The organism is Citrobacter sp. W9 (assembly GCF_026719375.1).
GTDB classification, from domain to species: Bacteria; Pseudomonadota; Gammaproteobacteria; order Enterobacterales; family Enterobacteriaceae; genus Citrobacter; species Citrobacter werkmanii.
In genome coordinates, this window is record NZ_JAPPTE010000009.1 from 149,105 (window position 1) to 168,084 (window position 18,980).

Consider the following 18,980-nt stretch of genomic DNA (forward strand, 5'->3'; position numbering starts at 1 on the left):
AAGCATAACGGTGGAGTTAGTGATGCTGAAGCGTTTCTTTATTACAGGTACAGACACTTCTGTTGGGAAGACCGTGGTTTCCCGCGCATTACTACAAGCGTTGGCGTCAGGGGGTAAAAGTGTCGCGGGCTACAAACCGGTAGCCAAAGGAAGTAAGGAGACACCTGAAGGTTTGCGCAACAAAGATGCGCTGGTGCTGCAAAGTGTTTCATCTATCGAACTGCCGTATGAGGCGGTCAACCCGATTGCGCTGAGCGAGGACGAAAGCAGCGTAGCGCATAGTGGTCCGGTCAATTACACCTTGCTATCCAACGGTCTCGCAAGTCTGAGCGAAAAAGTCGATCACGTTGTCGTGGAAGGTACCGGCGGCTGGCGGAGTCTGATGAACGATCTGCGCCCGCTATCTGAATGGGTGGTACAGGAACAAATGCCGGTGCTGATGGTGGTGGGTATACAGGAAGGTTGTATTAATCATGCCATTCTTACCGCACAGGCGATCGCCAGCGACGGATTGCCGCTGCTGGGCTGGGTCGCAAACCGAATCAACCCAGGGCTGGCGCATTATGCGGAAATCATTGACGTGCTGAGCAAAAAATTACCTGCGCCGCTAATCGGCGAACTGCCGTATCTGCCTCGCGCAGAGCAGCGAGAGCTGTCACAGTATATCCGTCTGTCAATGCTTGGCAGCGTGCTGTCGGTAGATAGAGTCCTGGCGTAACGTTCTCGACAGCACTGACGCCACCACGCAGGCGATCAGTAATCCGGGGAGCAAGCGATACTCCCCGGTCATTTCACAAACCATCAATGTAGACATAATTGGCGCATGCGTGGTTGCTGCCAGTAGCGTGGCCATCCCCGTTAATCCCAGCAGAATGGCAATTTCATCCGGACCCGGAAGCCATAATCCCCATGTCCGTCCCAGCAGCATGCCGACAGACAGACCGACAAACAGCGTTGGCGTAAACACCCCGCCCGGCGCACCGGAGCCACTGCTGGCAAGCACCGCCAGTAATTTGCAGATAAAGATCCCGCTAACCACGGTCAATAGCGGTGGCGAGAGCAGATATGACTGCACCACGCTGTAGCCATTTCCCCAAACGGCAGGAGTGAGCAGCGACAACAGGCCAACGATCAACCCGCCAAGCGCCAGTTGCCACGGTGGCGAGAGTTTTAAGCGCAAAAAACCGTTATGGCTGGCGGTCATCAACCACATAAACAACGGACCGCAGAAGCCGGCAACCAGACCTGTGCTGACTATCATGGCGTATTCCAGCACATGCAGTTCCCGTGTGAAGTGCACGGCATAGAGCAACGCATTGCTGTCGCTCAGTACATTGGTGGTCAGCAAGGCGACGACGGCGGATACCACCACCGGTCCCAGCGAGGCGAGGATCATCGTGCCAAACAGGACTTCAGCAATAAATAAACTGCCCGCCAGCGGGGCATGATACGCGCCGGCCATACCTGCTGCCGCTCCACAGGCGATCCATAATTTCCATTCGGCGCGCGGTGTGAAACGTTGAGCAAAGCTGGACGCGGCCAGCGCCGCCAGCAAAATCATGGCACCTTCACGCCCGATAGCACTGCCGCTGGCGACAACCAGTAACGATGCCACTGACTTTACCAGGCTGGCGCTGACGTCGAATTGACCGTCCGTTTGCAGGGCTTCCATGTAATCTGTGGGAGCCTGTGGTCGTAAACGGTTGAATTTTTGCCAACCCCAGAGCAGTAAGCCTGCTGCCAGGCCGCCCAGCGCGGGCGTCAGCATGCGTCTTAACGGAGAAAGATTTGTCGCCGCATTGACCAGACTGCCCGTGTCGTTACTCAGGAACAACCATTCAAGAAGGAACATGGCATGGCGAAAGCCTGCGACGGCCAACGCGGCAAGGATACCAATCAGCGCGGCGATCAGCAGGCGGCGAAACATAGCGCGCAGGTCAGGATAAGCATGTAAATGGTGCATGAGTGGCCAGACAGGGAAATTCAGAGGCTTTATTTTGCGGCTATTTGGCAACAGAAGCAAAAGCTCAGCGTGCGCAACGGTATTATGCAGGCAGGATACTTCCTGCCTGTGGCGACATTAACGAAACAACGGCTTATCGGCTACTGGAATTAATAATTGCGATCGCCACTTTGCCAGTGTCAGGCGCGCCAGTTCAGCCAGAGCCTGGTAGAACGGGTGGTTCGCATGTTCGATAAACACGTCAAGGAAACGCGTTGACCACGGTAGCAGATGCCAGGCTAACAACTGTTCGCACTCGGTGTGGCGTCCGTTTTCAGCAAGCCAGGCCGTCAGTAACAGCAGCGCGCCAAAGTGATCTTCCGGTTCATTTTGCTGCACGGCAAACTGGATCCCGTTGTCACGCATCCACTGACGTAATGCCAGCGTGGAATCGCCAAACAAGACATTTTCACGATCCAGCCAGACGGAACCCCAGGGCGGAGAAGGTAGCGCGTAAGGGCCGACAAACAGTCGCTGCCAGGCTTGCGGGAGCGGCTCATCGGCCTCGGTCTGCAGTAGTTCAGCCAGCGCAGAAAGGGCCGTGGGTTCAAGCGGCCACTGCGCCTGCCAGCCATCGGTTTTTAGCGCACTGACCAGCGCAGAAGCTTCTGTACTGTCTGGCGCATAGTAGAACAGCGCACCCAATACGCGCGCCGCGGTAGAGAAGTTGTCACGTTGTGAAAAATGGGTCATGCAAACAATCCTGAAAAGTGCGGGTTGCCCCGCACCCGAGTATTAACCTGCAACAGCCATTCCGACTGTCATATGTAAGCCATAAAACAAACCGCGGCCAATAATTTCACCGGCAAGCACGAAAATTAAACCCAGCGCCAATCCGCCGACAGCCGGTTCTTTGCGACGAATTAGCGGGCATATCCAGCAACCCAGCCCCGCAGCCAGCATCACGATGCGCCAGACCTGTAAGCTTGCGTAGTCGGGAACCAGAGCGCTGGCGTGTTGTACCGAACTGTGAATTTCGCTGAGCGATACGCCCTGCAAAACGATAATGGCCACACTCACCAGTAGGGCAAGTATGCTGATTCCGGCGAATCTGGCGGCGTTAAACGACACGCTTGCAGCGCGTAGCAGCAGGGCGGCAAACAGCGGGCCACTCAGCAACATCGTCATGAAAAACGCCAGCGTAGTATAGCCATTATACCAGGTCGGAACGGTGTCTATCTGGTAGACGTTAGTCATCGCCAGAACAAAAACCAGACCAAGCAACATGCTGAGCAGCAGCCAGATTTTACCTAACAAAGCCGGCATTTTACCGAGAAACGCCACCAGCCACCACAGGCCACCAACAGCGAAAAACAGCGAACCGCTGGCGATTTCGTTACTGAGCGCCGATGCGCCGATTCTGTTCAGCGAGTTAAACGCGCGTAGCGGTGAACCTAAATGCATTATTGAGGCGAGAAAGGCGATGCCCATTACCAGCCACAGAAAAAACATACTGCGCACGATACGTTGTTTTGCCACATCGTCTTTGGTGGTTAACCAGCCATACCCACTCACGATCAGCGCCCCGGCCACACATTGACCCAGCACCGTAAACAGGACCAGCGGCCATTCATGCCATCCATTTCCCATTTTACACCTCCTTCGGATTAGCCAGAAAACCCGTGGTATCCCCGGTCGGGCGGCTATTGGCATTGGGTTTAATCACAATACTCGGCCTGGTAAAATGCGCGCCCGGTAACGGGGCAACCGCCGCCAGCTCACCATGTTTTTTGCGCAGCTCATCAAGCGGACCAAAGTCCAGCGCGCGTAGCGGACAGGACTCGACGCAGACAGGCTTTTTGCCGTCGGCGACGCGATCATGACAGCCATCGCACTTGGTCATATGACCTTTAGCTGCATTGTACTGCGGCGCGCCGTATGGGCAGGCCATGTGGCAGTAGCGGCAGCCTATGCATACGTCTTCATCCACCACGACAAAACCATCTTCACGTTTATGCATGGCGCCACTTGGGCAAACCTTGGTACAGGCTGGATCTTCGCAGTGATTGCAAGAAATGGAGAGGTAATAGGCGAAGACATTCTGATGCCAGACGCCGTTATCCTCCTGCCAGTCACCGCCCGCGTATTCATAAATCCGTCGAAAGCTCACCTCAGGCGTGAGATCTTTGTAGTCTTTGCAGGCCAGTTCGCAGGTTTTGCACCCGGTGCAACGACTGGAATCAATAAAAAATCCATACTGAGTTGTCATGGGCTAGTCCTTAAACCTTCTCGATCTCGACCAGGTTAGTGTGCTGTGGGTTGCCTTTTGCCAGCGGTGAAGGGCGCTGGGTTGTCAGCGTATTGACGCAGGCACCATGGTCAATTTTATCGCCAGCCATATCGGCATCGTGCCATGCGCCCTGACCCATTGCGCTTACGCCGGGCAGGATCCGCGGCGTCACTTTGGCCGGGATACGCACTTCACCACGATCGTTAAAGACCCGCACCACATCGCCGTTTCTGATTCCCCGCTTTTGGGCATCGACGGGGTTGATCCATATTTCCTGGCGGCAGGATGCCTGGAGAACATCAATATTCCCGTAGCTGGAGTGGGTGCGGGATTTGTAGTGGAAACCAAACAACTGCAGCGGGAATGAACTGCGTTTTGGATCGTCCCATCCTTCAAACGTTGAGGCGTAAATGGGAAGTGGGCTTATCACCTCATCCTTTTGCAACTCCCAGGAGTTGGCAATTTTCGCCAGTCGGCTGGAGTAGATTTCAATCTTGCCAGAGGGGGTTTTGAGCGGGTTGGCCTGCGGATCGTCGCGGAATTTTTTGTAGGCGACAAAGTGTCCGTTGGGATCTTTGCGTTTATAGATCCCCATTTTCTTCAGCTCGTCATAAGAAGGGAGCGCGGGGTCTTTAGCCAGCATTTTTGCATACAGATACTGGAGCCACTGTTCCTGGGTACGGCCTTCAGTAAAACGTTGGTAGATATCGTCGCCAAGACGTTTCGCTACTTCGCTCATTATCCAGTAGATCGGTTTACGTTCGAACTTAGGCGACGTCGCGGGTTGAATAAAAATGAGGTACCCCATGTTGCCCGCGTAGTCGTTGGGAATAATATCCTCCTGTTCGACGGTCATTAAATCAGGCAGCAGAATATCGGCATATTTGGCCGAAGATGTCATGAAGTTTTCGATGACCACTATCATTTCGCATTTCGTCTCGTCCTGAAGGATCTCATGCGTTTTATTGATATCTGAGTGCTGGTTGGTGATGGTGTTGCCCGCATAGTTCCAGATAAATTTTATCGGCACGTCGAGCTTATCTTTCCCACGAACGCCATCGCGGGTAGCGGTCATTTCCGGGCCCCGGACGATGGCGTCGGTCCAGCTAAAGCAGGATATCTGAGTCTTGATGGGATTTTCAGGCAGTGGCATGCGCTCAATCGTGATGGTGTAGGTTGATTCTCGTGCGCCGCTATTGCCGCCGTTGATGCCGACGTTGCCGGTCAGAATAGGCAACATGGCGATCGCGCGTGAGGTTAGTTCACCGTTAGCCTGACGTTGAGGACCCCAACCCTGGCAAATATACGCCGGTTTAGTGCTGCCGATTTCCCTTGCCAGTTTGATTATGCGCTCGACTGGGATCCCGGTGATGTGCGAGGCCCATTGTGGCGTTTTGGCGATACCGTCATCACCGTTGCCAAGAATATAAGCTTTGTAATGCCCGTTAACGGGAGCATCGGCGGGCAGGGTTTTCTCGTCATAACCGACGCAGTATTTGTCGAGAAACGCCTGATCGACAAGATCTTCGTTAATCATGACCCAGGCGATTCCCGCTACGAGTGCAGCGTCGGTGCCCGGACGAATAGGGATCCACTCATCCTCTCGACCCGCTGCAGTATCGGTATAGCGGGGGTCAATGACGATCATCCGGGCGTTTGAGCGCTCCCGGGCTTGCTCCAGAAAGTAAGTTATGCCGCCGCCGCTCATGCGCGTTTCGGCAGGGTTATTGCCGAACATCACCACCAGTTTCGTGTTTTCGATGTCTGAGGTACTGTTGCCTTCGTTTGAGCCATAGGTATAAGGCATTGCCGCCGCGATTTGCGCGGTGCTATAGGTACCGTAATGGCTCAGGAATCCGCCATAGCAGTTCATCAGGCGAGCGACCAGTGAGGCATAAGGGGAGGAGCGTGTAATGTTGCCGCCGACAATGCCAGAGGTGTAGTTGATATACACGGCTTCATTACCGTATTTCTGTACGGTATTTTTAAACTGGCGCTGATAGTATCCAGGGCTTCCTGCCAGGTTATGCGCTCAAATTTACCTTCACCGCGCTTACCCACGCGTTTCATTGGATAGTTGAGGCGATCCGGATGATTAATTCGGCGACGGATAGAACGACCACGCAAACAGGCGCGAACCTGGTGCTGACCATAAATATCATCCCCGGTCGTATCGGATTCTACCCATACGACCTCATCGTCTTTGACATGAAGTTGCAGGGCACAACGGCTTCCGCAGTTCACGGAGCAAGCCCCCCAAACGACTTTTTCTTCTGCTGGTTGTAATGCTTGTTGTACCGCAGCCGCTGCGGAGCGCATTCCGAAAGGTAATGAGAGTCCGCCTGCGGCAAGCGCCAGCGAACCAATAGCCGAGGATTTCACTAACGTCCTGCGGCTGATGCCTCCATATTGCTCAGTTTCAGACATAACTCCCTCCATTATAGTTATCGCTATATATTAATTTCTATAACGAAATTAATAGCATGCTAATAATGGAGTGAGTTTACCCACTTATAGGCATGTCACCTTAATGCATATCAAAGGGGAGCGACCCTCCGCGAGCGGAGGGCACTATTTATTTTATTGCGGCTCGGCAGCATGCCCGTCCTGGGCAGGGGTGCTATTGGCGGGGGCATTGCCACTGTTGGTCCGGGTATAGAGAATCTTATGCGTATCGTTTGCACAATGTCCCACTACCAGGGAATCAGGTTGATCGGCCTGATCGTTGGGGACGATACTCAGCGTAAAGCTGGATTCCGCTACGCCATTATTTATGATGCGCTGCTCAATATCGCTCTTAACGCGTTCGCAGGACGCTGGCGCCGCCAGAACTTGCGGGGAAGCAGCTGCCAGTAAGATTGCGGCAATTCCTGTTATGTATTTCATCATCAGCTCCTTTTATGATCGACATGAACTAAGAGTAGCATTTCTGGTGTAAATAACTGTATTTGCTAATATGATTGAGAATTATCTTCTTATCCAGGTGAAAAATGTGAAGAAACAGACCCTGTTAGTTTTCCTGTGCGCCGTACTGGTCGGGTGTGATAACGCCAAAGGGCTGGTTTCTTTTACGCCGGAAATGGCCAGTTTTTCCAATGAATTTGATTTCGATCCGCTGCGTGGACCAGTGAAAGATTTCAGTCAGACGCTTCTAAATGATAAAGGTGAAGTTTCCAAGCGCGTTGTCGGTACGCTCTCGCAGGAAGGGTGTTTCGATACGCTTGAACTGCACGATATCGAAAACAATACCGGCATGGCGCTGGTTCTGGATGCCAACTACTATCGCGATGCCGAAACGCTGGAAAAAAAGATCCGCTTGCAGGGTAAATGCCAGCTAGCGGAACTGCCTGCTGCCGGTGTGGTGTGGGATACCGACGATAACGGCTTTGTCGTTTCCGCCACAGGAAAAGAGATGAAAGTCCAGTACCGCTATGACGCGGAAGGCTACCCGCTGGGTAAAACTACTGTCAGTAAAGACAATACCTTACTGGTTGATGCCAAACCGTCGGTTGATCCGCTGAAGAAGCTGGATTACACGGCGGTGAGTATGCTGAACAATCATCCATTAGGTAATGTCAGGCAAACGTGTAAGTACGATAACTACGCCAACCCGGTCAACTGCCAGCTGGTTATCGTCGACGAAAGCGTGAAGCCAGCAGTTGAACATCATTATTCGATTGAAAACACCATCGATTACTACTAGTCGCCTTTACTGAGCGGTAGGTTGTAGCAGGTTAGGACCTGACGTTTTGTGTTCCGCCAAATACTGCTGCTGGAAAATACACATACGGATGGTGTTGCGGTACTGGCCGTTAATAAAGAATTCATGAATCAGTTCACCTTCCACCATAAAGCCGAGTTTACGGTAGATGTGGATGGCTTTTTCGTTCTCTTTATCGACGATCAGATACAGCTTATATAAGTTGAGGACGGTAAAACCATAATCCATCGCCAGCTTTGCCGCCCGCGAAGCCAGACCTTTACCCTGATATTCAGGCGAAATAATAATCTGGAATTCAGCCCGGCGGTGGACGTGGTTAATCTCTACCAGCTCCACCAGCCCGGCTTTTTCACCTTCGCATTCCACCACGAAGCGACGTTCGCTTTGGTCGTGAATATGCTTGTCGTACAGGTCTGACAGCTCAACAAACGCTTCGTAAGGCTCTTCGAACCAGTAACGCATAACGCTGGCGTTGTTATCAAGCTGGTGGACAAAACGTAAATCTTCACGCTCCAGCGGGCGCAGCTTAACACTGAGGGCGCTAGTCATATTGTATCCTTGCAATATCCTTTAGGGTGCATAGCCATTATGGTGCAACGGTACGGCCAGTACGACGGTCGAGGCAGCGCAGGGTGTTAGGTTCCCAGTAGGCGTTAATATTGGCGCTCTGTTCGCACTTATCACGGCTATCAAAGGCCGCGTCGGCTTTGTCCCACTCTTTCTCAGTACGCTTGTTCACTTTCTGACGTAACTGGCGCGTATCGTTCCATTGTTCCTTTTCCATGGCGGCCTGTTGACGGCTTTGCGCACTGTCCCCGGATTCAATGACCAGTTTACTGGTTTCAGCAAATGCTGAAGAGGTGTACACAGCCGCCGCAAGCGTCAGCATAGCCGTCAGACACAGACGTTTGGTCAGTGTAATATTCATGGCGAATTCCTTTTATCAGAAAGGGAAAAACGATAAAACAGGGTTAAATTCTACACTATTCCTGCTTCAGGGCATACCCACTGAGCGGATATGGATACGTTGGCGATATTCTGTCGTATCATGGTTAAACCGAAGATAACTGAATAACGTCAATGCTGAAGACTACCTTTCTCTTTTTCGTCACTGCTTTATGCGAAATCATCGGCTGTTTTTTACCCTGGCTGTGGCTTAAACGAGGCGCGACGGCGTGGTTGTTGGTACCCGCCGGAGTGTCTCTGGCCTTATTCGTCTGGCTGTTGACGCTGCATCCGGCCGCGAGTGGGCGAGTTTACGCGGCCTATGGCGGCGTTTATGTTGTCACTGCGCTGCTATGGCTGCGCTTTGTCGATGGCGTAAAACTCAGCCTGTATGACTGGTCTGGTGCGCTGGTGGCCTTGTGCGGGATGCTGATTATTGTGGCTGGATGGGGGCGCGCATAGCGCCTTTTTTGTGATCAACGAGGGCTTTTTTGATCTTTATACTTGTATGGTAGTAGTTCAGTTGAGTAAATTTCCTGCATCACAAGAACAGATGTAAGGAATAAAAAATGAAGATTGTCGGGGCTGAAGTTTTTGTCACCTGCCCGGGGCGTAATTTTGTTACGTTAAAAATAACGACAGAAGACGGGATCACCGGGCTGGGAGATGCCACCTTAAATGGCCGCGAGTTATCCGTGGCGTCCTATCTGAAAGATCATGTCTGTCCGCAACTTATCGGACGCGACGCGCATCGAATCGAAGACATCTGGCAGTTTTTCTATAAAGGCGCCTACTGGCGTCGGGGGCCGGTCACCATGTCGGCGATTTCCGCAGTGGATATGGCATTGTGGGATATCAAAGCGAAAGCGGCGAACATGCCGTTGTATCAGTTGCTCGGCGGCGCATCGCGTGAAGGGGTCATGGTTTACTGCCACACCACAGGCCATACCGTAGATGATGTGCTGGAGGATTACGCGCGACATAAAGAGATGGGCTTTAAAGCGATTCGCGTACAGTGCGGCGTACCGGGTATGAAAACTACTTACGGTATGTCTAAAGGCAAAGGTTTGGCCTACGAACCCGCGACCAAAGGGCAGTGGCCGGAAGAGCAACTGTGGTCTACAGAGAAATACCTCGATTTCACGCCGAAACTGTTTGCCGCCGTTCGCGATAAATTTGGTTTTAACGAACATCTGCTACATGACATGCACCATCGCCTGACGCCGATTGAAGCTGCCCGGTTTGGCAAAAGCATTGAACAATATCGTCTGTTCTGGATGGAAGATCCCACACCAGCCGAAAACCAGGAGTGTTTCCGCCTGATCCGCCAGCATACGGTCACGCCGATTGCAGTAGGGGAAGTCTTCAATAGCATCTGGGATTGCAAACAACTGATCGAAGAACAGTTGATCGACTATATCCGCACCACCATTACCCATGCGGGCGGTATTACCGGTATGCGCCGTATTGCCGATTTTGCCTCGTTGTATCAGGTACGCACGGGGTCACATGGACCTTCCGATCTGTCACCCGTATGCATGGCCGCAGCACTGCATTTTGATCTGTGGGTGCCGAACTTCGGCGTTCAGGAATATATGGGGTATTCCGAGCAAATGCTGGAAGTGTTCCCGCATAACTGGACTTTTGATAACGGCTACATGCACCCGGGCGATAAGCCAGGCCTTGGTATCGAGTTTGACGAAAAACTGGCCGCGAAATATCCGTATGACCCGGCATATCTGCCTGTCGCTCGCCTGGAAGATGGTACGTTGTGGAACTGGTAAGGAGTGATTTGCTATGAAAAGTGTTGTGATTGAAAAACCAAATACGCTGGTCATTGCCGAACGGCCCGTTCCAGAGCCAGCAGCGGGAGAGGTCAGGGTGAAGGTAAAACTGGCGGGAATTTGTGGTTCCGATAGCCATATTTACCGCGGGCATAATCCATTTGCGCAATATCCTCGCGTTATCGGCCACGAATTTTTTGGCGTGATCGATGAGGTAGGTGAAGGTGTCGATCGTTCGCGAATAGGTGAGCGAGTGTCCGTTGATCCCGTTATCAGTTGCGGGCATTGCTATCCCTGTTCGATAGGTAAACCCAACGTTTGCACATCGCTGGTGGTGCTGGGTGTTCATCGCGATGGTGGTTTTAGCGAGTACGCCGTAGTGCCGGCAAAAAATGCCTGGCCGATCCCCGATACCGTACCAGATGAACATGCCGTCATGGTCGAGCCTTTTACCATCGCCGCGAACGTAACCGGGCAAATTAAACCCACAGAAAATGATATTGCGCTGATTTATGGCGCAGGGCCTATGGGGCTGACCACCGTACAGGCGCTTAAACGTGTCTATAAGGTAAAAACGGTGGTGATTGCCGACAGAATCGAAGAACGCCTGAGCATGGCGAAACGGTGCGGTGCTGACTGGGTAATAAATAACGGTCAGCAATCTTTGCACGATTTCCTGGCGGAAAAAGAGCTTAAGCCGACGATCATCGTAGATGCGGCCTGTCATCCATCCATTTTACAGGAGGCTATTACGCTGGCATCGCCAGCCGCGCGAATTGTTCTGATGGGCTTCTCTAGCGAACCTTGTCAGATTGTTCAGCAGGGTATTACCGGGAAAGAACTTTCAATTTATTCCTCAAGATTAAATGCCAATAAATTCCCGGTTGTTATTGATTGGTTGGTTAACGGACTTATTAGCCCTAATCAACTTATTACCCATACTTTTGACTATCACCACGTTACAGACGCAATTGAATTGTTTGAGAAAGATCAGCAGCACTGCTGCAAAGTTTTACTCACATTCACTGAATAATATAAATAACTGCGAGTAAGTGGTACGCATCTTACCTCTAAGAGATAGCCAATATGAATCAAGAAAAACACGAAAGATCCACCACAGATCTGGTCAGAGCCGCCGTATCCGGATGGTTAGGTACTGCGCTCGAATTTATGGATTTTCAGTTATATTCTTTGGGTGCCGCACTGGTATTCCATGAGATATTTTTCCCGGAACAATCTGCGGCGATGGCTCTCATTTTAGCGATGGGAACCTACGGCGCAGGATATATTGCTCGTATCGTCGGGGCATTTATATTTGGCAAGATGGGGGACAGCATCGGGCGTAAAAAGGTGTTGTTTATCACGATTACAATGATGGGGATTTGTACAACATTAATCGGCGTGCTGCCAACGTATGCGCAAATCGGTATCTTTGCGCCCATACTGCTGGTGACGCTGCGTATTGTGCAAGGACTTGGCGCGGGGGCTGAGATCTCCGGGGCGGGTACTATGCTTGCCGAGTATGCGCCGAAAGGAAAACGTGGGATTATTTCCTCACTTGTCGCCATGGGTACCAACTGTGGGACCCTTAGCGCAACGGCCATCTGGGCGGTGATGTTCTTTGCTCTTGACCGTGAAGAATTATTAGCCTGGGGATGGCGCATTCCGTTCCTGGCCAGTGTTGTGGTGATGATCTTTGCCATCTGGTTACGTATGAATCTCAAAGAAAGTCCGGTATTTGAGAAAGTGAATAATGAGGAAAATGCGCCTGCATTAAACAATTCGTCGGAAAATACGCTGGGCGCGATGTTTACCAGTAAATCCTTCTGGCTGGCCACCGGTTTACGTTTTGGACAGGCGGGAAACTCAGGATTAATCCAGACATTCCTCGCCGGTTATTTAGTGCAGACTTTGTTGTTTGATAAATCAATTCCCACTGATGCATTAATGATTAGCTCGGTACTGGGATTTATTACCATACCGCTGCTCGGTTGGTTGTCTGATAAATTTGGCCGTCGATTGCCATATATTATCCTCAATATCTCAGCCATTATTTTGGCTTACCCGATGTTGTCTATTGTAGTGGATAAAACGTATAGCCCTGGCGTTATCATGTCAGCATTGATTGTTATTCATAACTTTGCTGTGTTGGGATTATTTGCTCTCGAAAATATCACCATGGCTGAAATATTTGGTGCTCGCAATCGGTTTACGCGAATGGCGATTTCAAAAGAGGCGGGCGGATTGGTAGCCGTTGGTTTTGGGCCGGTTCTGGCCGGCATTTTCTGCAACATGACCAATTCCTGGTGGCCAATTCTGGCGATGGTTATTGCCTACTCACTGATCGGTCTGGTGTCCGCGTTGTTGATGCCGGAGGTCAAAGACCGCGATCTGAGCGTGCTTGAGGATGCCGCTGAAGTGAGTCAGACGGATAAAGTTCGTTGCTCAGCGACCCAGGTAAGCTAAGACCTGGCTGTAGCATGGACGGGGCGGTCATGCTCCGTTCATGCTATTACACAGCTTTAAATGATGTCATACCAATCATAAAAAGCTTAATGCAAATCAAAACATACAACCCTGCAGGCGTTACTCTGAGACAGTCCTGATTTCATTGATAAGTAGGTCATACCATGCAAAACAAGCTGTTAGCGGCAAAGGCTGCGCTTCCTGACTACGATCGTACTACTCTGATCCCGCGTATTGTTCATCTGGGATTTGGCGCGTTTCATCGCGCACATCAGGGTGTTTATGCTGACATCCTGGCTGCAGAACACGGCAGTGACTGGGGCTATTGCGAAGTGAATCTGATTGGCGGTGAGCAGCAGATTGCCGATCTGAAACAGCAAGATAATTTGTATACCGTTGCGGAGATGTCTGCGGATGCGTGGACTGCCAGAGTCGTTGGTGTGGTGAAAAACGCGCTGCATGCGCAGGTAGATGGTCTGGAAAGCGTACTGGCTGCGATGTGTGAACCGCAGGTGGCGATCGTTTCTCTCACCATCACCGAGAAAGGATATTGCCACTCTCCGGCGACGGGTCAACTGATGTTAGACAACCCCATGATTGCCGCCGATCTGCAAAATCCAAAACAACCAAAAACTGCGCCAGGCGTGGTGGTTGAAGCCCTGGCGCGTCGCAAAGCTGCGGGATTAGCCGCATTTACCGTGATGTCCTGCGACAACATGCCTGAAAACGGCCACGTTATGCGCAATGTCGTCACCGCGTATGCCCGGGCGGTAGATGCTGAACTGGCTACGTGGATCGAACAGCATGTGACGTTCCCCTCTACAATGGTGGACCGCATTGTTCCTGCGGTTACTCCGGATACGCTGGACAAAATTGAACACATCACCGGGGTACGCGACCCGGCAGGCGTAGCCTGTGAACCGTTCCGTCAGTGGGTAATTGAAGATAACTTTGTCGCCGGTCGTCCGGCATGGGAAAAGGCCGGGGCGGAGCTGGTATCGGATGTGATTCCGTTTGAAGAGATGAAACTGCGTATGCTCAACGGCAGTCACTCTTTCCTTGCCTATCTTGGTTATCTGGCGGGTTATCAGCATATCAACGACTGCATGGAGGATGAAAATTATCGTCTTGCCGCTCGAGCGTTGATGTTGCAGGAACAGGCGCCGACGCTGAAAGTGAAAGGGGTGGATCTGCAACACTATGCCGATCTGCTCATTGAGCGCTACAGCAACCCGGCACTGCGTCACCGTACCTGGCAGATTGCGATGGACGGCAGCCAAAAACTGCCGCAGCGTATGCTCGATTCAATTCGTTGGCACATTGCGCATGGCAGCCATTTTGCGCTGCTGGCACTGGGCGTAGCCGCCTGGATGCGCTATGTCGGCGGTGTGGATGAACACGGTCAGGCGATTGAAATCAGCGATCCGCTGTTGCCAGTGATCCAGACTGCGGTCCGCAGTAGTCACGAGGGGGAAGCGCGCGTTCAGGCGTTACTGGCGATTGATGCCATTTTTGGTCGCGAATTACCGCAGGTAGAACTGTTCAAAAGCCAGGTCACAGAAGCCTATCTTACTTTACTGGCTGAAGGGGCAAAGGCAACGGTTGCGAAGTATGCTGCAAAACTGAAGTAACCAAGGGCATCATTTATGTCGCCATCTGGCTTTAAACGGGCCAGATGGCGCAGTGTTTTCTGGCATTCACACCAATTAGTTCATGCCCAAACGAATCAACTCGAGTGGGGCATATTTGCCTTCACACCCTTCGATTGCCACTGTTTTGCCACGGCGAATTTGCTCAGCGGTCAGGCCATCGGTATCTATCGCTGTAATGCGGCCTGTGAGTCCGGTGTTGCTAATCATGACGCGACTGCCAGTGGTGATTGCGTTACGGTTACGATCGTATGTTTTCATGGTGTTTTCTCCTTTCCAACTCACCGTCAAAGCCCGTGGGCTTTTAGTCCCACGTAACGGGCGCAATATAAATACGCTTCTCGTTAATGATTTTTTTTGTTTTCGATCAAAGTCACAGCTTTTTTTAGGCAGATGTGCAGGAGAGGGGAAAACGTTGAAAAACTCACCCCGCAGAGAGGTGAGCGTCATATTAATCTTCGCTGAACCAGTCGCTATTTTCCTGGCGAATAAGCTGAACAGACTCACCGATTTCCTGAAGGTGCAGCATCATTGCACGCTCGACGCCGTCACCATCATGTTTTTCAAGTGCGGCAAAGATATCGTGATGCTGGCGCAGCAGCATTTCAGGAGGGGAAATGTGATCCAGGCTCATATAGCGAACGCGGTCAATGGTGGCCTTTATATTCTCGACGGTGTCCCAGGCGAGCTGGCACTCGGCGATTAAAGCCAGTTTCTGATGAAACTCATCGTCAAGCTGGAAGAAATCATTAATTTGTTTTCGGTCAATCGCGATACGCTGCTGATGCAGATTCTGTTCGAGCTGATAGCACTGTTTATCGGTGATCAGGGCGGCGGCGCGGCGGACCACGGCACATTCAATCGCCTGGCGAACAAAACAGCCATTTTGCACCTGCGACAGCGAAATTTTGTTCACGTAGCTGCCACGCTGCGGACGGATCTGAATCAGACCGTTCTCTGCCAGTTTGATGAATGCCTCTCGTACCGGCTGGCGTGACACATTAAAGCGTACAGAAACTTCTTTCTCCGACAGCGGCGTACCCGGCGCAATCAGACAGTGCACGATATCACGACGAAGAATACGGTAAATCTGCTGATTTACAGGCTGTGTAGGGTTGAGCTGCGTTTCTACGGTCATTCATTCTTACTTTTTAGAGAGTTAACCCAGATATTTTATCACTTATTTCAGGCTATCTATACCCGGCGCAAGGCCGGGCAGAGAAATTAGCTCCGATGGATACTCAGCCCGGCAAAAGACTGTGTGACAGGCATCATTTCAAGGGTGTTAATGTTGACATGAGCGGGTAACGAAGCCACCCACCATACCGCTTCTGTAACATCTTGTGGGGTCAGCGCGGTGGTATTTTCGTAAGTTTTTTCCGCCTTGGCATCATCGCCTTTGAAACGCACGTTAGAGAATTCCGTGCCGCCAACCAGACCCGGCTCAATGTCGGTAACACGAATCGCTGTCCCGTGTAAGTCAGTACGTAAGTTGAGGCTAAACTGACGGACAAACGCTTTGGTCGCGCCATAAACGTTACCGCCGGCGTATGGCCAGCTACCCGCGGTAGAGCCGATATTGATAATATGTCCGCGATTGCGCTCAACCATACCAGGCAGCACGGCACGGGTCATATAAACCAGGCCTTTGTTGTTGGTATCGATCATGTTTTCCCAATCTTCAATGCTGGCCTTGTGGGCAGGTTCGAGGCCCAGCGCCAGACCTGCGTTGTTGACCAGAACATCAATATCGCGCCATTCAGCAGGTAAGGACGCCAGCATCTCTTCAATCGATGCGCGATTACGTACGTCCAGTTGCGCGGTATAGAGGCGGTCACCCAGCTCATCTTTGAGTTCCTGCAGGCGCTCCTGGCGGCGTCCGGTGGCAATAACTTTATGCCCATTCTCAATAAAACGACGCGTAATGCACTCACCAAAACCTGCGGTTGCTCCGGTTACTAAAACGATCATCTCACTGTTCCTCAACGCTTTTTATGTAGTACTACCATAGCACGTCATTTCCGGTCAGAGCTATTCCTGGTTAACAGGATTGCGGTCGATTCCCGGGAAGTCTACTCTGGTAAACAAATCGTTTTCAGGAGTGAAAGATGTCGTTAACGAATCCTTTTTTACACCACAGTACATTGCCGTATCAGGCACCGCAGTTTGATCAGATTGACGTGCAGCATTATCGTCCGGCGTTTGATGAGGGCGTGCGGCAAAAACGCGAAGAGATCGCGGCAATTGTACAAAACCCACAGGACCCGGATTTTGCTAACACGTTGCTGGCGCTTGAACAAAGCGGCGCGCTGCTCACGCGCGTAACCAGCGTTTTCTTTGCGATGACGGCGGCGCACACTAACGATGAACTACAACGCCTTGACGAAGCGTTCTCAGCAGAGCTGGCGGGACTTGCCAATGATATCTATCTTGATGGCGCGCTTTTCGCCCGCGTCGATGCAGTCTGGCAACGACGTCATACCTTAGGTTTGGATTGCGAATCAGTGCGTCTGGTGGAGGTTGTCCACCAGCGTTTTGTACTGGCAGGCGCTCGCCTCAATGAGGCCGACAAAGCACGCCTCAAAGCGCTCAACACCGAGTCAGCCACGCTGACCAGTCAGTTTAATCAGCGTCTGCTGGCGGCGAACAAGTCCGGTGCTTTGGTGGTGGATGATGTCCGGCGGCTTGACGGACTTAGCGCCGAAGAAATTGCCGTTGCCGCTGAGGCTGCAAAAGAAAAGGGGCTTGAATCACGTTGGGTTATTCCGTTATTGAATACCACTCAACAACCGGCGCTTGCCGTGTTACGCGATCGCCAGATCCGTGAAGACCTGTTTACCCAGGCATGGACGCGGGCCGAACACGATGACGATAACGATACCCGGGCTATTATTCAGCGTCTGGTCGACATCCGCATGCAACAGGCAAAATTACTCGGTTTTGCCAATTATGCGGCCTGGAAAATCGCCGACCAGATGGCTAAAACGCCTGAGGCGGCACTTTCGTTTATGCGGGCGATCGTTCCGGCCGCGCGCCAGCGTGCGTTGGATGAACAGGCTGAAATCCAGAAAGTCATCGATCAAGAGCAGGGGCAGTTTAGCGTCAGGGCCTGGGACTGGGCATTTTATGCTGAGCAGGTCCGCCGCGAGAAATACGCCCTTGATGAGGCACAGCTTAAACCTTACTTTGCTCTGGATACGGTGTTGAACGAGGGCGTTTTCTGGACGGCCAATCAGCTCTTTGGTGTCAAATTCGTTGAGCGATTCGACATTCCGGTTTATCACCCGGATGTTCGGGTATGGGAAATTTTCGACCACGATGGCGTAGGACTGGCGTTGTTTTATGGTGATTTCTTCGCCCGTGAATCAAAAAGCGGCGGGGCATGGATGGGCAATTTTGTTGAGCAATCGGAGCTTAACGAAACCCGACCCGTTATTTACAATGTCTGTAATTATCAAAAACCCGTAACGGGTAAGCCGGCGTTACTGCTGTGGGATGATGTCATTACGTTATTTCATGAGTTTGGCCACACGTTACACGGTCTGTTTGCCACTCAGCGTTATGCCACGCTTTCAGGCACTAACACTCCGCGTGATTTTGTCGAGTTTCCTTCGCAGATTAACGAACACTGGGCGAGCCATCCGCAGGTTTTTGCCCGATTTGCCCGTCATGTCGAAACCGGGGAGCCAATGCCGCAGACGTTGCGGGATAAAATGCAGCGGGCCAGCTTGTTTAATAAAGGCTACGATATGACCGAACTGCTCAGTGCCGCATTGTTGGACATGCGTTGGCACAGTCTGGAGACGAAGGCGTCATCTTATTCAGTTGATCAATTCGAGCAGCAGGCGCTGGCGGCAGAAGATCTGGATCTTCAGGCCGTGCCGCCACGTTATCGTAGCAGTTATTTTGCCCATATCTTCGGCGGCGGCTATGCTGCGGGTTATTACGCTTATTTATGGACGCAAATGTTGGCTGATGACGGCTATCAGTGGTTTGTAGGTCAGGGTGGATTAACCCGCGAAAACGGGCAGAAATTCCGCGAAGCGATTTTGTCCCGCGGGAACAGTACTGATTTAGCTGAACTTTATCGCCAGTGGAGCGGGCGCGATCCCCGCATGGAGCCGATGCTGGAACATCGTGGTTTGAGCGCGTAAGGCACTGTCAGTAAAAAAATTGAGCCGGG

At 51.8% G+C, this 18,980-nt stretch carries 18 protein-coding genes and 1 pseudogene; 8 read left to right on the forward strand and 11 right to left on the reverse strand.

Features of this window, described 5'->3' with window-relative positions; translation table 11 throughout:
- Positions 1-22: 22 nt before the first annotated feature.
- Complete coding sequence (bioD, locus tag OOJ59_RS14890; RefSeq protein ID WP_121529033.1) at positions 23-718, forward strand: dethiobiotin synthase; 696 nt, start codon at positions 23-25, stop codon at positions 716-718.
- On the opposite strand, the gene clcB is transcribed toward bioD, so the two are convergent.
- From clcB to OOJ59_RS14920, 6 genes and pseudogenes are all read right to left on the reverse strand, one after another.
- Positions 674-1,963 (reverse strand): voltage-gated ClC-type chloride channel ClcB, encoded by a 1,290-nt coding sequence (gene clcB, locus OOJ59_RS14895; RefSeq protein WP_160956299.1) that lies wholly within the window; start codon positions 1,961-1,963, stop codon positions 674-676. The genes bioD and clcB overlap by 45 nt on opposite strands.
- 117 nt (positions 1,964-2,080) lie before the next feature.
- Positions 2,081-2,695 carry a Tat proofreading chaperone DmsD gene (dmsD, locus tag OOJ59_RS14900; RefSeq protein WP_085049335.1) on the reverse strand — a complete coding sequence of 205 codons (615 nt, stop codon included), beginning with the start codon at positions 2,693-2,695 and terminating at the stop codon, positions 2,081-2,083.
- Positions 2,696-2,737: 42 nt separating this feature from the next.
- Positions 2,738-3,592 (reverse strand): dimethyl sulfoxide reductase anchor subunit family protein, encoded by an 855-nt coding sequence (locus OOJ59_RS14905; protein ID WP_137347254.1) that lies wholly within the window; start codon positions 3,590-3,592, stop codon positions 2,738-2,740.
- Position 3,593: 1 nt separating this feature from the next.
- On the reverse strand, positions 3,594-4,211 hold the full coding sequence (locus OOJ59_RS14910) for a DMSO/selenate family reductase complex B subunit (protein WP_038640507.1): 618 nt from the start codon (positions 4,209-4,211) through the stop codon (positions 3,594-3,596).
- Between the two features lie 10 nt (positions 4,212-4,221).
- A pseudogene (gene ynfE / locus OOJ59_RS14915) lies at positions 4,222-6,659 on the reverse strand (selenate/tellurate reductase subunit YnfE).
- A gap of 153 nt (positions 6,660-6,812) precedes the next feature.
- Positions 6,813-7,121, reverse strand: coding sequence for a DUF1161 domain-containing protein (locus OOJ59_RS14920; protein ID WP_087856380.1), 309 nt, complete (start codon positions 7,119-7,121; stop codon positions 6,813-6,815).
- A gap of 103 nt (positions 7,122-7,224) precedes the next feature.
- Between OOJ59_RS14920 and OOJ59_RS14925 the strand changes: the two genes are divergently transcribed.
- Positions 7,225-7,935, forward strand: a complete 711-nt coding sequence (locus OOJ59_RS14925; protein WP_160956298.1) for a YnfC family lipoprotein — start codon at positions 7,225-7,227, stop codon at positions 7,933-7,935.
- 6 nt (positions 7,936-7,941) lie between these two features.
- On the opposite strand, the gene speG is transcribed toward OOJ59_RS14925, so the two are convergent.
- Positions 7,942-8,502 (reverse strand): spermidine N1-acetyltransferase, encoded by a 561-nt coding sequence (gene speG, locus OOJ59_RS14930; RefSeq protein ID WP_038640513.1) that lies wholly within the window; start codon positions 8,500-8,502, stop codon positions 7,942-7,944.
- Between the two features lie 37 nt (positions 8,503-8,539).
- Positions 8,540-8,881, reverse strand: coding sequence for a DUF1283 family protein (locus OOJ59_RS14935; RefSeq protein ID WP_038640515.1), 342 nt, complete (start codon positions 8,879-8,881; stop codon positions 8,540-8,542).
- 152 nt (positions 8,882-9,033) lie between these two features.
- Here OOJ59_RS14935 and OOJ59_RS14940 point away from each other — a divergent pair, with 152 nt between their 5' ends.
- The 5 genes from OOJ59_RS14940 (at position 9,034) to OOJ59_RS14960 (ending at position 14,779) form a co-directional block, all read left to right on the forward strand.
- Complete coding sequence (locus OOJ59_RS14940) at positions 9,034-9,360, forward strand: YnfA family protein (protein ID WP_038640517.1); 327 nt, start codon at positions 9,034-9,036, stop codon at positions 9,358-9,360.
- A gap of 107 nt (positions 9,361-9,467) precedes the next feature.
- Positions 9,468-10,682 (forward strand): starvation-sensing protein RspA, encoded by a 1,215-nt coding sequence (gene rspA / locus OOJ59_RS14945; RefSeq protein ID WP_003832907.1) that lies wholly within the window; start codon positions 9,468-9,470, stop codon positions 10,680-10,682.
- A gap of 13 nt (positions 10,683-10,695) precedes the next feature.
- The gene (locus OOJ59_RS14950; protein ID WP_137347258.1) at positions 10,696-11,715 is read left to right on the forward strand and encodes a Zn-dependent oxidoreductase; all 1,020 of its coding nucleotides are present in this window, start codon (positions 10,696-10,698) and stop codon (positions 11,713-11,715) included.
- Positions 11,716-11,768: 53 nt separating this feature from the next.
- Positions 11,769-13,148 (forward strand): MFS transporter, encoded by a 1,380-nt coding sequence (locus tag OOJ59_RS14955; RefSeq protein ID WP_137347259.1) that lies wholly within the window; start codon positions 11,769-11,771, stop codon positions 13,146-13,148.
- A gap of 164 nt (positions 13,149-13,312) precedes the next feature.
- Entirely contained in the window at positions 13,313-14,779 is a 1,467-nt protein-coding gene (locus OOJ59_RS14960; protein WP_150345013.1) for a mannitol dehydrogenase family protein, read from the forward strand.
- A gap of 75 nt (positions 14,780-14,854) precedes the next feature.
- On the opposite strand, the gene ydfZ is transcribed toward OOJ59_RS14960, so the two are convergent.
- The 3 genes from ydfZ to ydfG form a co-directional block, all read right to left on the reverse strand.
- Positions 14,855-15,058: a putative selenium delivery protein YdfZ gene (gene ydfZ, locus OOJ59_RS14965; RefSeq protein WP_038640526.1), complete on the reverse strand. Its 204-nt coding sequence runs from the start codon at positions 15,056-15,058 to the stop codon at positions 14,855-14,857.
- Between the two features lie 190 nt (positions 15,059-15,248).
- Positions 15,249-15,935, reverse strand: a complete 687-nt coding sequence (locus OOJ59_RS14970) for a GntR family transcriptional regulator (RefSeq protein ID WP_085048244.1) — start codon at positions 15,933-15,935, stop codon at positions 15,249-15,251.
- An 86-nt stretch (positions 15,936-16,021) separates the two neighbouring features.
- Entirely contained in the window at positions 16,022-16,768 is a 747-nt protein-coding gene (gene ydfG / locus OOJ59_RS14975) for a bifunctional NADP-dependent 3-hydroxy acid dehydrogenase/3-hydroxypropionate dehydrogenase YdfG (protein WP_038640530.1), read from the reverse strand.
- A gap of 137 nt (positions 16,769-16,905) precedes the next feature.
- On the opposite strand from ydfG, the gene dcp reads away from it, so the two are divergent.
- Entirely contained in the window at positions 16,906-18,951 is a 2,046-nt protein-coding gene (gene dcp, locus OOJ59_RS14980) for a peptidyl-dipeptidase Dcp (protein WP_160956297.1), read from the forward strand.
- Positions 18,952-18,980: the final 29 nt, after the last annotated feature.

What these genes read in the sequence shown, in the direction of transcription:
- OOJ59_RS14920 (WP_087856380.1), bottom strand. Translation starts at nt 7,121, where the DNA reads ATGATGAAATACATAACAGGAATTGCCGCAATCTTACTGGCAGCTGCT.
- OOJ59_RS14935 (WP_038640515.1), bottom strand. Translation starts at nt 8,881, where the DNA reads ATGAATATTACACTGACCAAACGTCTGTGTCTGACGGCTATGCTGACG.
- OOJ59_RS14955 (WP_137347259.1), top strand. Translation starts at nt 11,769, where the DNA reads ATGAATCAAGAAAAACACGAAAGATCCACCACAGATCTGGTCAGAGCC.
- dcp (WP_160956297.1), top strand. Translation starts at nt 16,906, where the DNA reads ATGTCGTTAACGAATCCTTTTTTACACCACAGTACATTGCCGTATCAG.
- OOJ59_RS14905 (WP_137347254.1), bottom strand. Translation starts at nt 3,592, where the DNA reads ATGGGAAATGGATGGCATGAATGGCCGCTGGTCCTGTTTACGGTGCTG.
- dmsD (WP_085049335.1), bottom strand. Translation starts at nt 2,695, where the DNA reads ATGACCCATTTTTCACAACGTGACAACTTCTCTACCGCGGCGCGCGTA.
- clcB (WP_160956299.1), bottom strand. Translation starts at nt 1,963, where the DNA reads ATGCACCATTTACATGCTTATCCTGACCTGCGCGCTATGTTTCGCCGC.
- ydfG (WP_038640530.1), bottom strand. Translation starts at nt 16,768, where the DNA reads ATGATCGTTTTAGTAACCGGAGCAACCGCAGGTTTTGGTGAGTGCATT.
- OOJ59_RS14950 (WP_137347258.1), top strand. Translation starts at nt 10,696, where the DNA reads ATGAAAAGTGTTGTGATTGAAAAACCAAATACGCTGGTCATTGCCGAA.
- ydfZ (WP_038640526.1), bottom strand. Translation starts at nt 15,058, where the DNA reads ATGAAAACATACGATCGTAACCGTAACGCAATCACCACTGGCAGTCGC.
- OOJ59_RS14910 (WP_038640507.1), bottom strand. Translation starts at nt 4,211, where the DNA reads ATGACAACTCAGTATGGATTTTTTATTGATTCCAGTCGTTGCACCGGG.
- speG (WP_038640513.1), bottom strand. Translation starts at nt 8,502, where the DNA reads ATGACTAGCGCCCTCAGTGTTAAGCTGCGCCCGCTGGAGCGTGAAGAT.
- OOJ59_RS14970 (WP_085048244.1), bottom strand. Translation starts at nt 15,935, where the DNA reads ATGACCGTAGAAACGCAGCTCAACCCTACACAGCCTGTAAATCAGCAG.
- rspA (WP_003832907.1), top strand. Translation starts at nt 9,468, where the DNA reads ATGAAGATTGTCGGGGCTGAAGTTTTTGTCACCTGCCCGGGGCGTAAT.
- OOJ59_RS14940 (WP_038640517.1), top strand. Translation starts at nt 9,034, where the DNA reads ATGCTGAAGACTACCTTTCTCTTTTTCGTCACTGCTTTATGCGAAATC.
- OOJ59_RS14960 (WP_150345013.1), top strand. Translation starts at nt 13,313, where the DNA reads ATGCAAAACAAGCTGTTAGCGGCAAAGGCTGCGCTTCCTGACTACGAT.
- bioD (WP_121529033.1), top strand. Translation starts at nt 23, where the DNA reads ATGCTGAAGCGTTTCTTTATTACAGGTACAGACACTTCTGTTGGGAAG.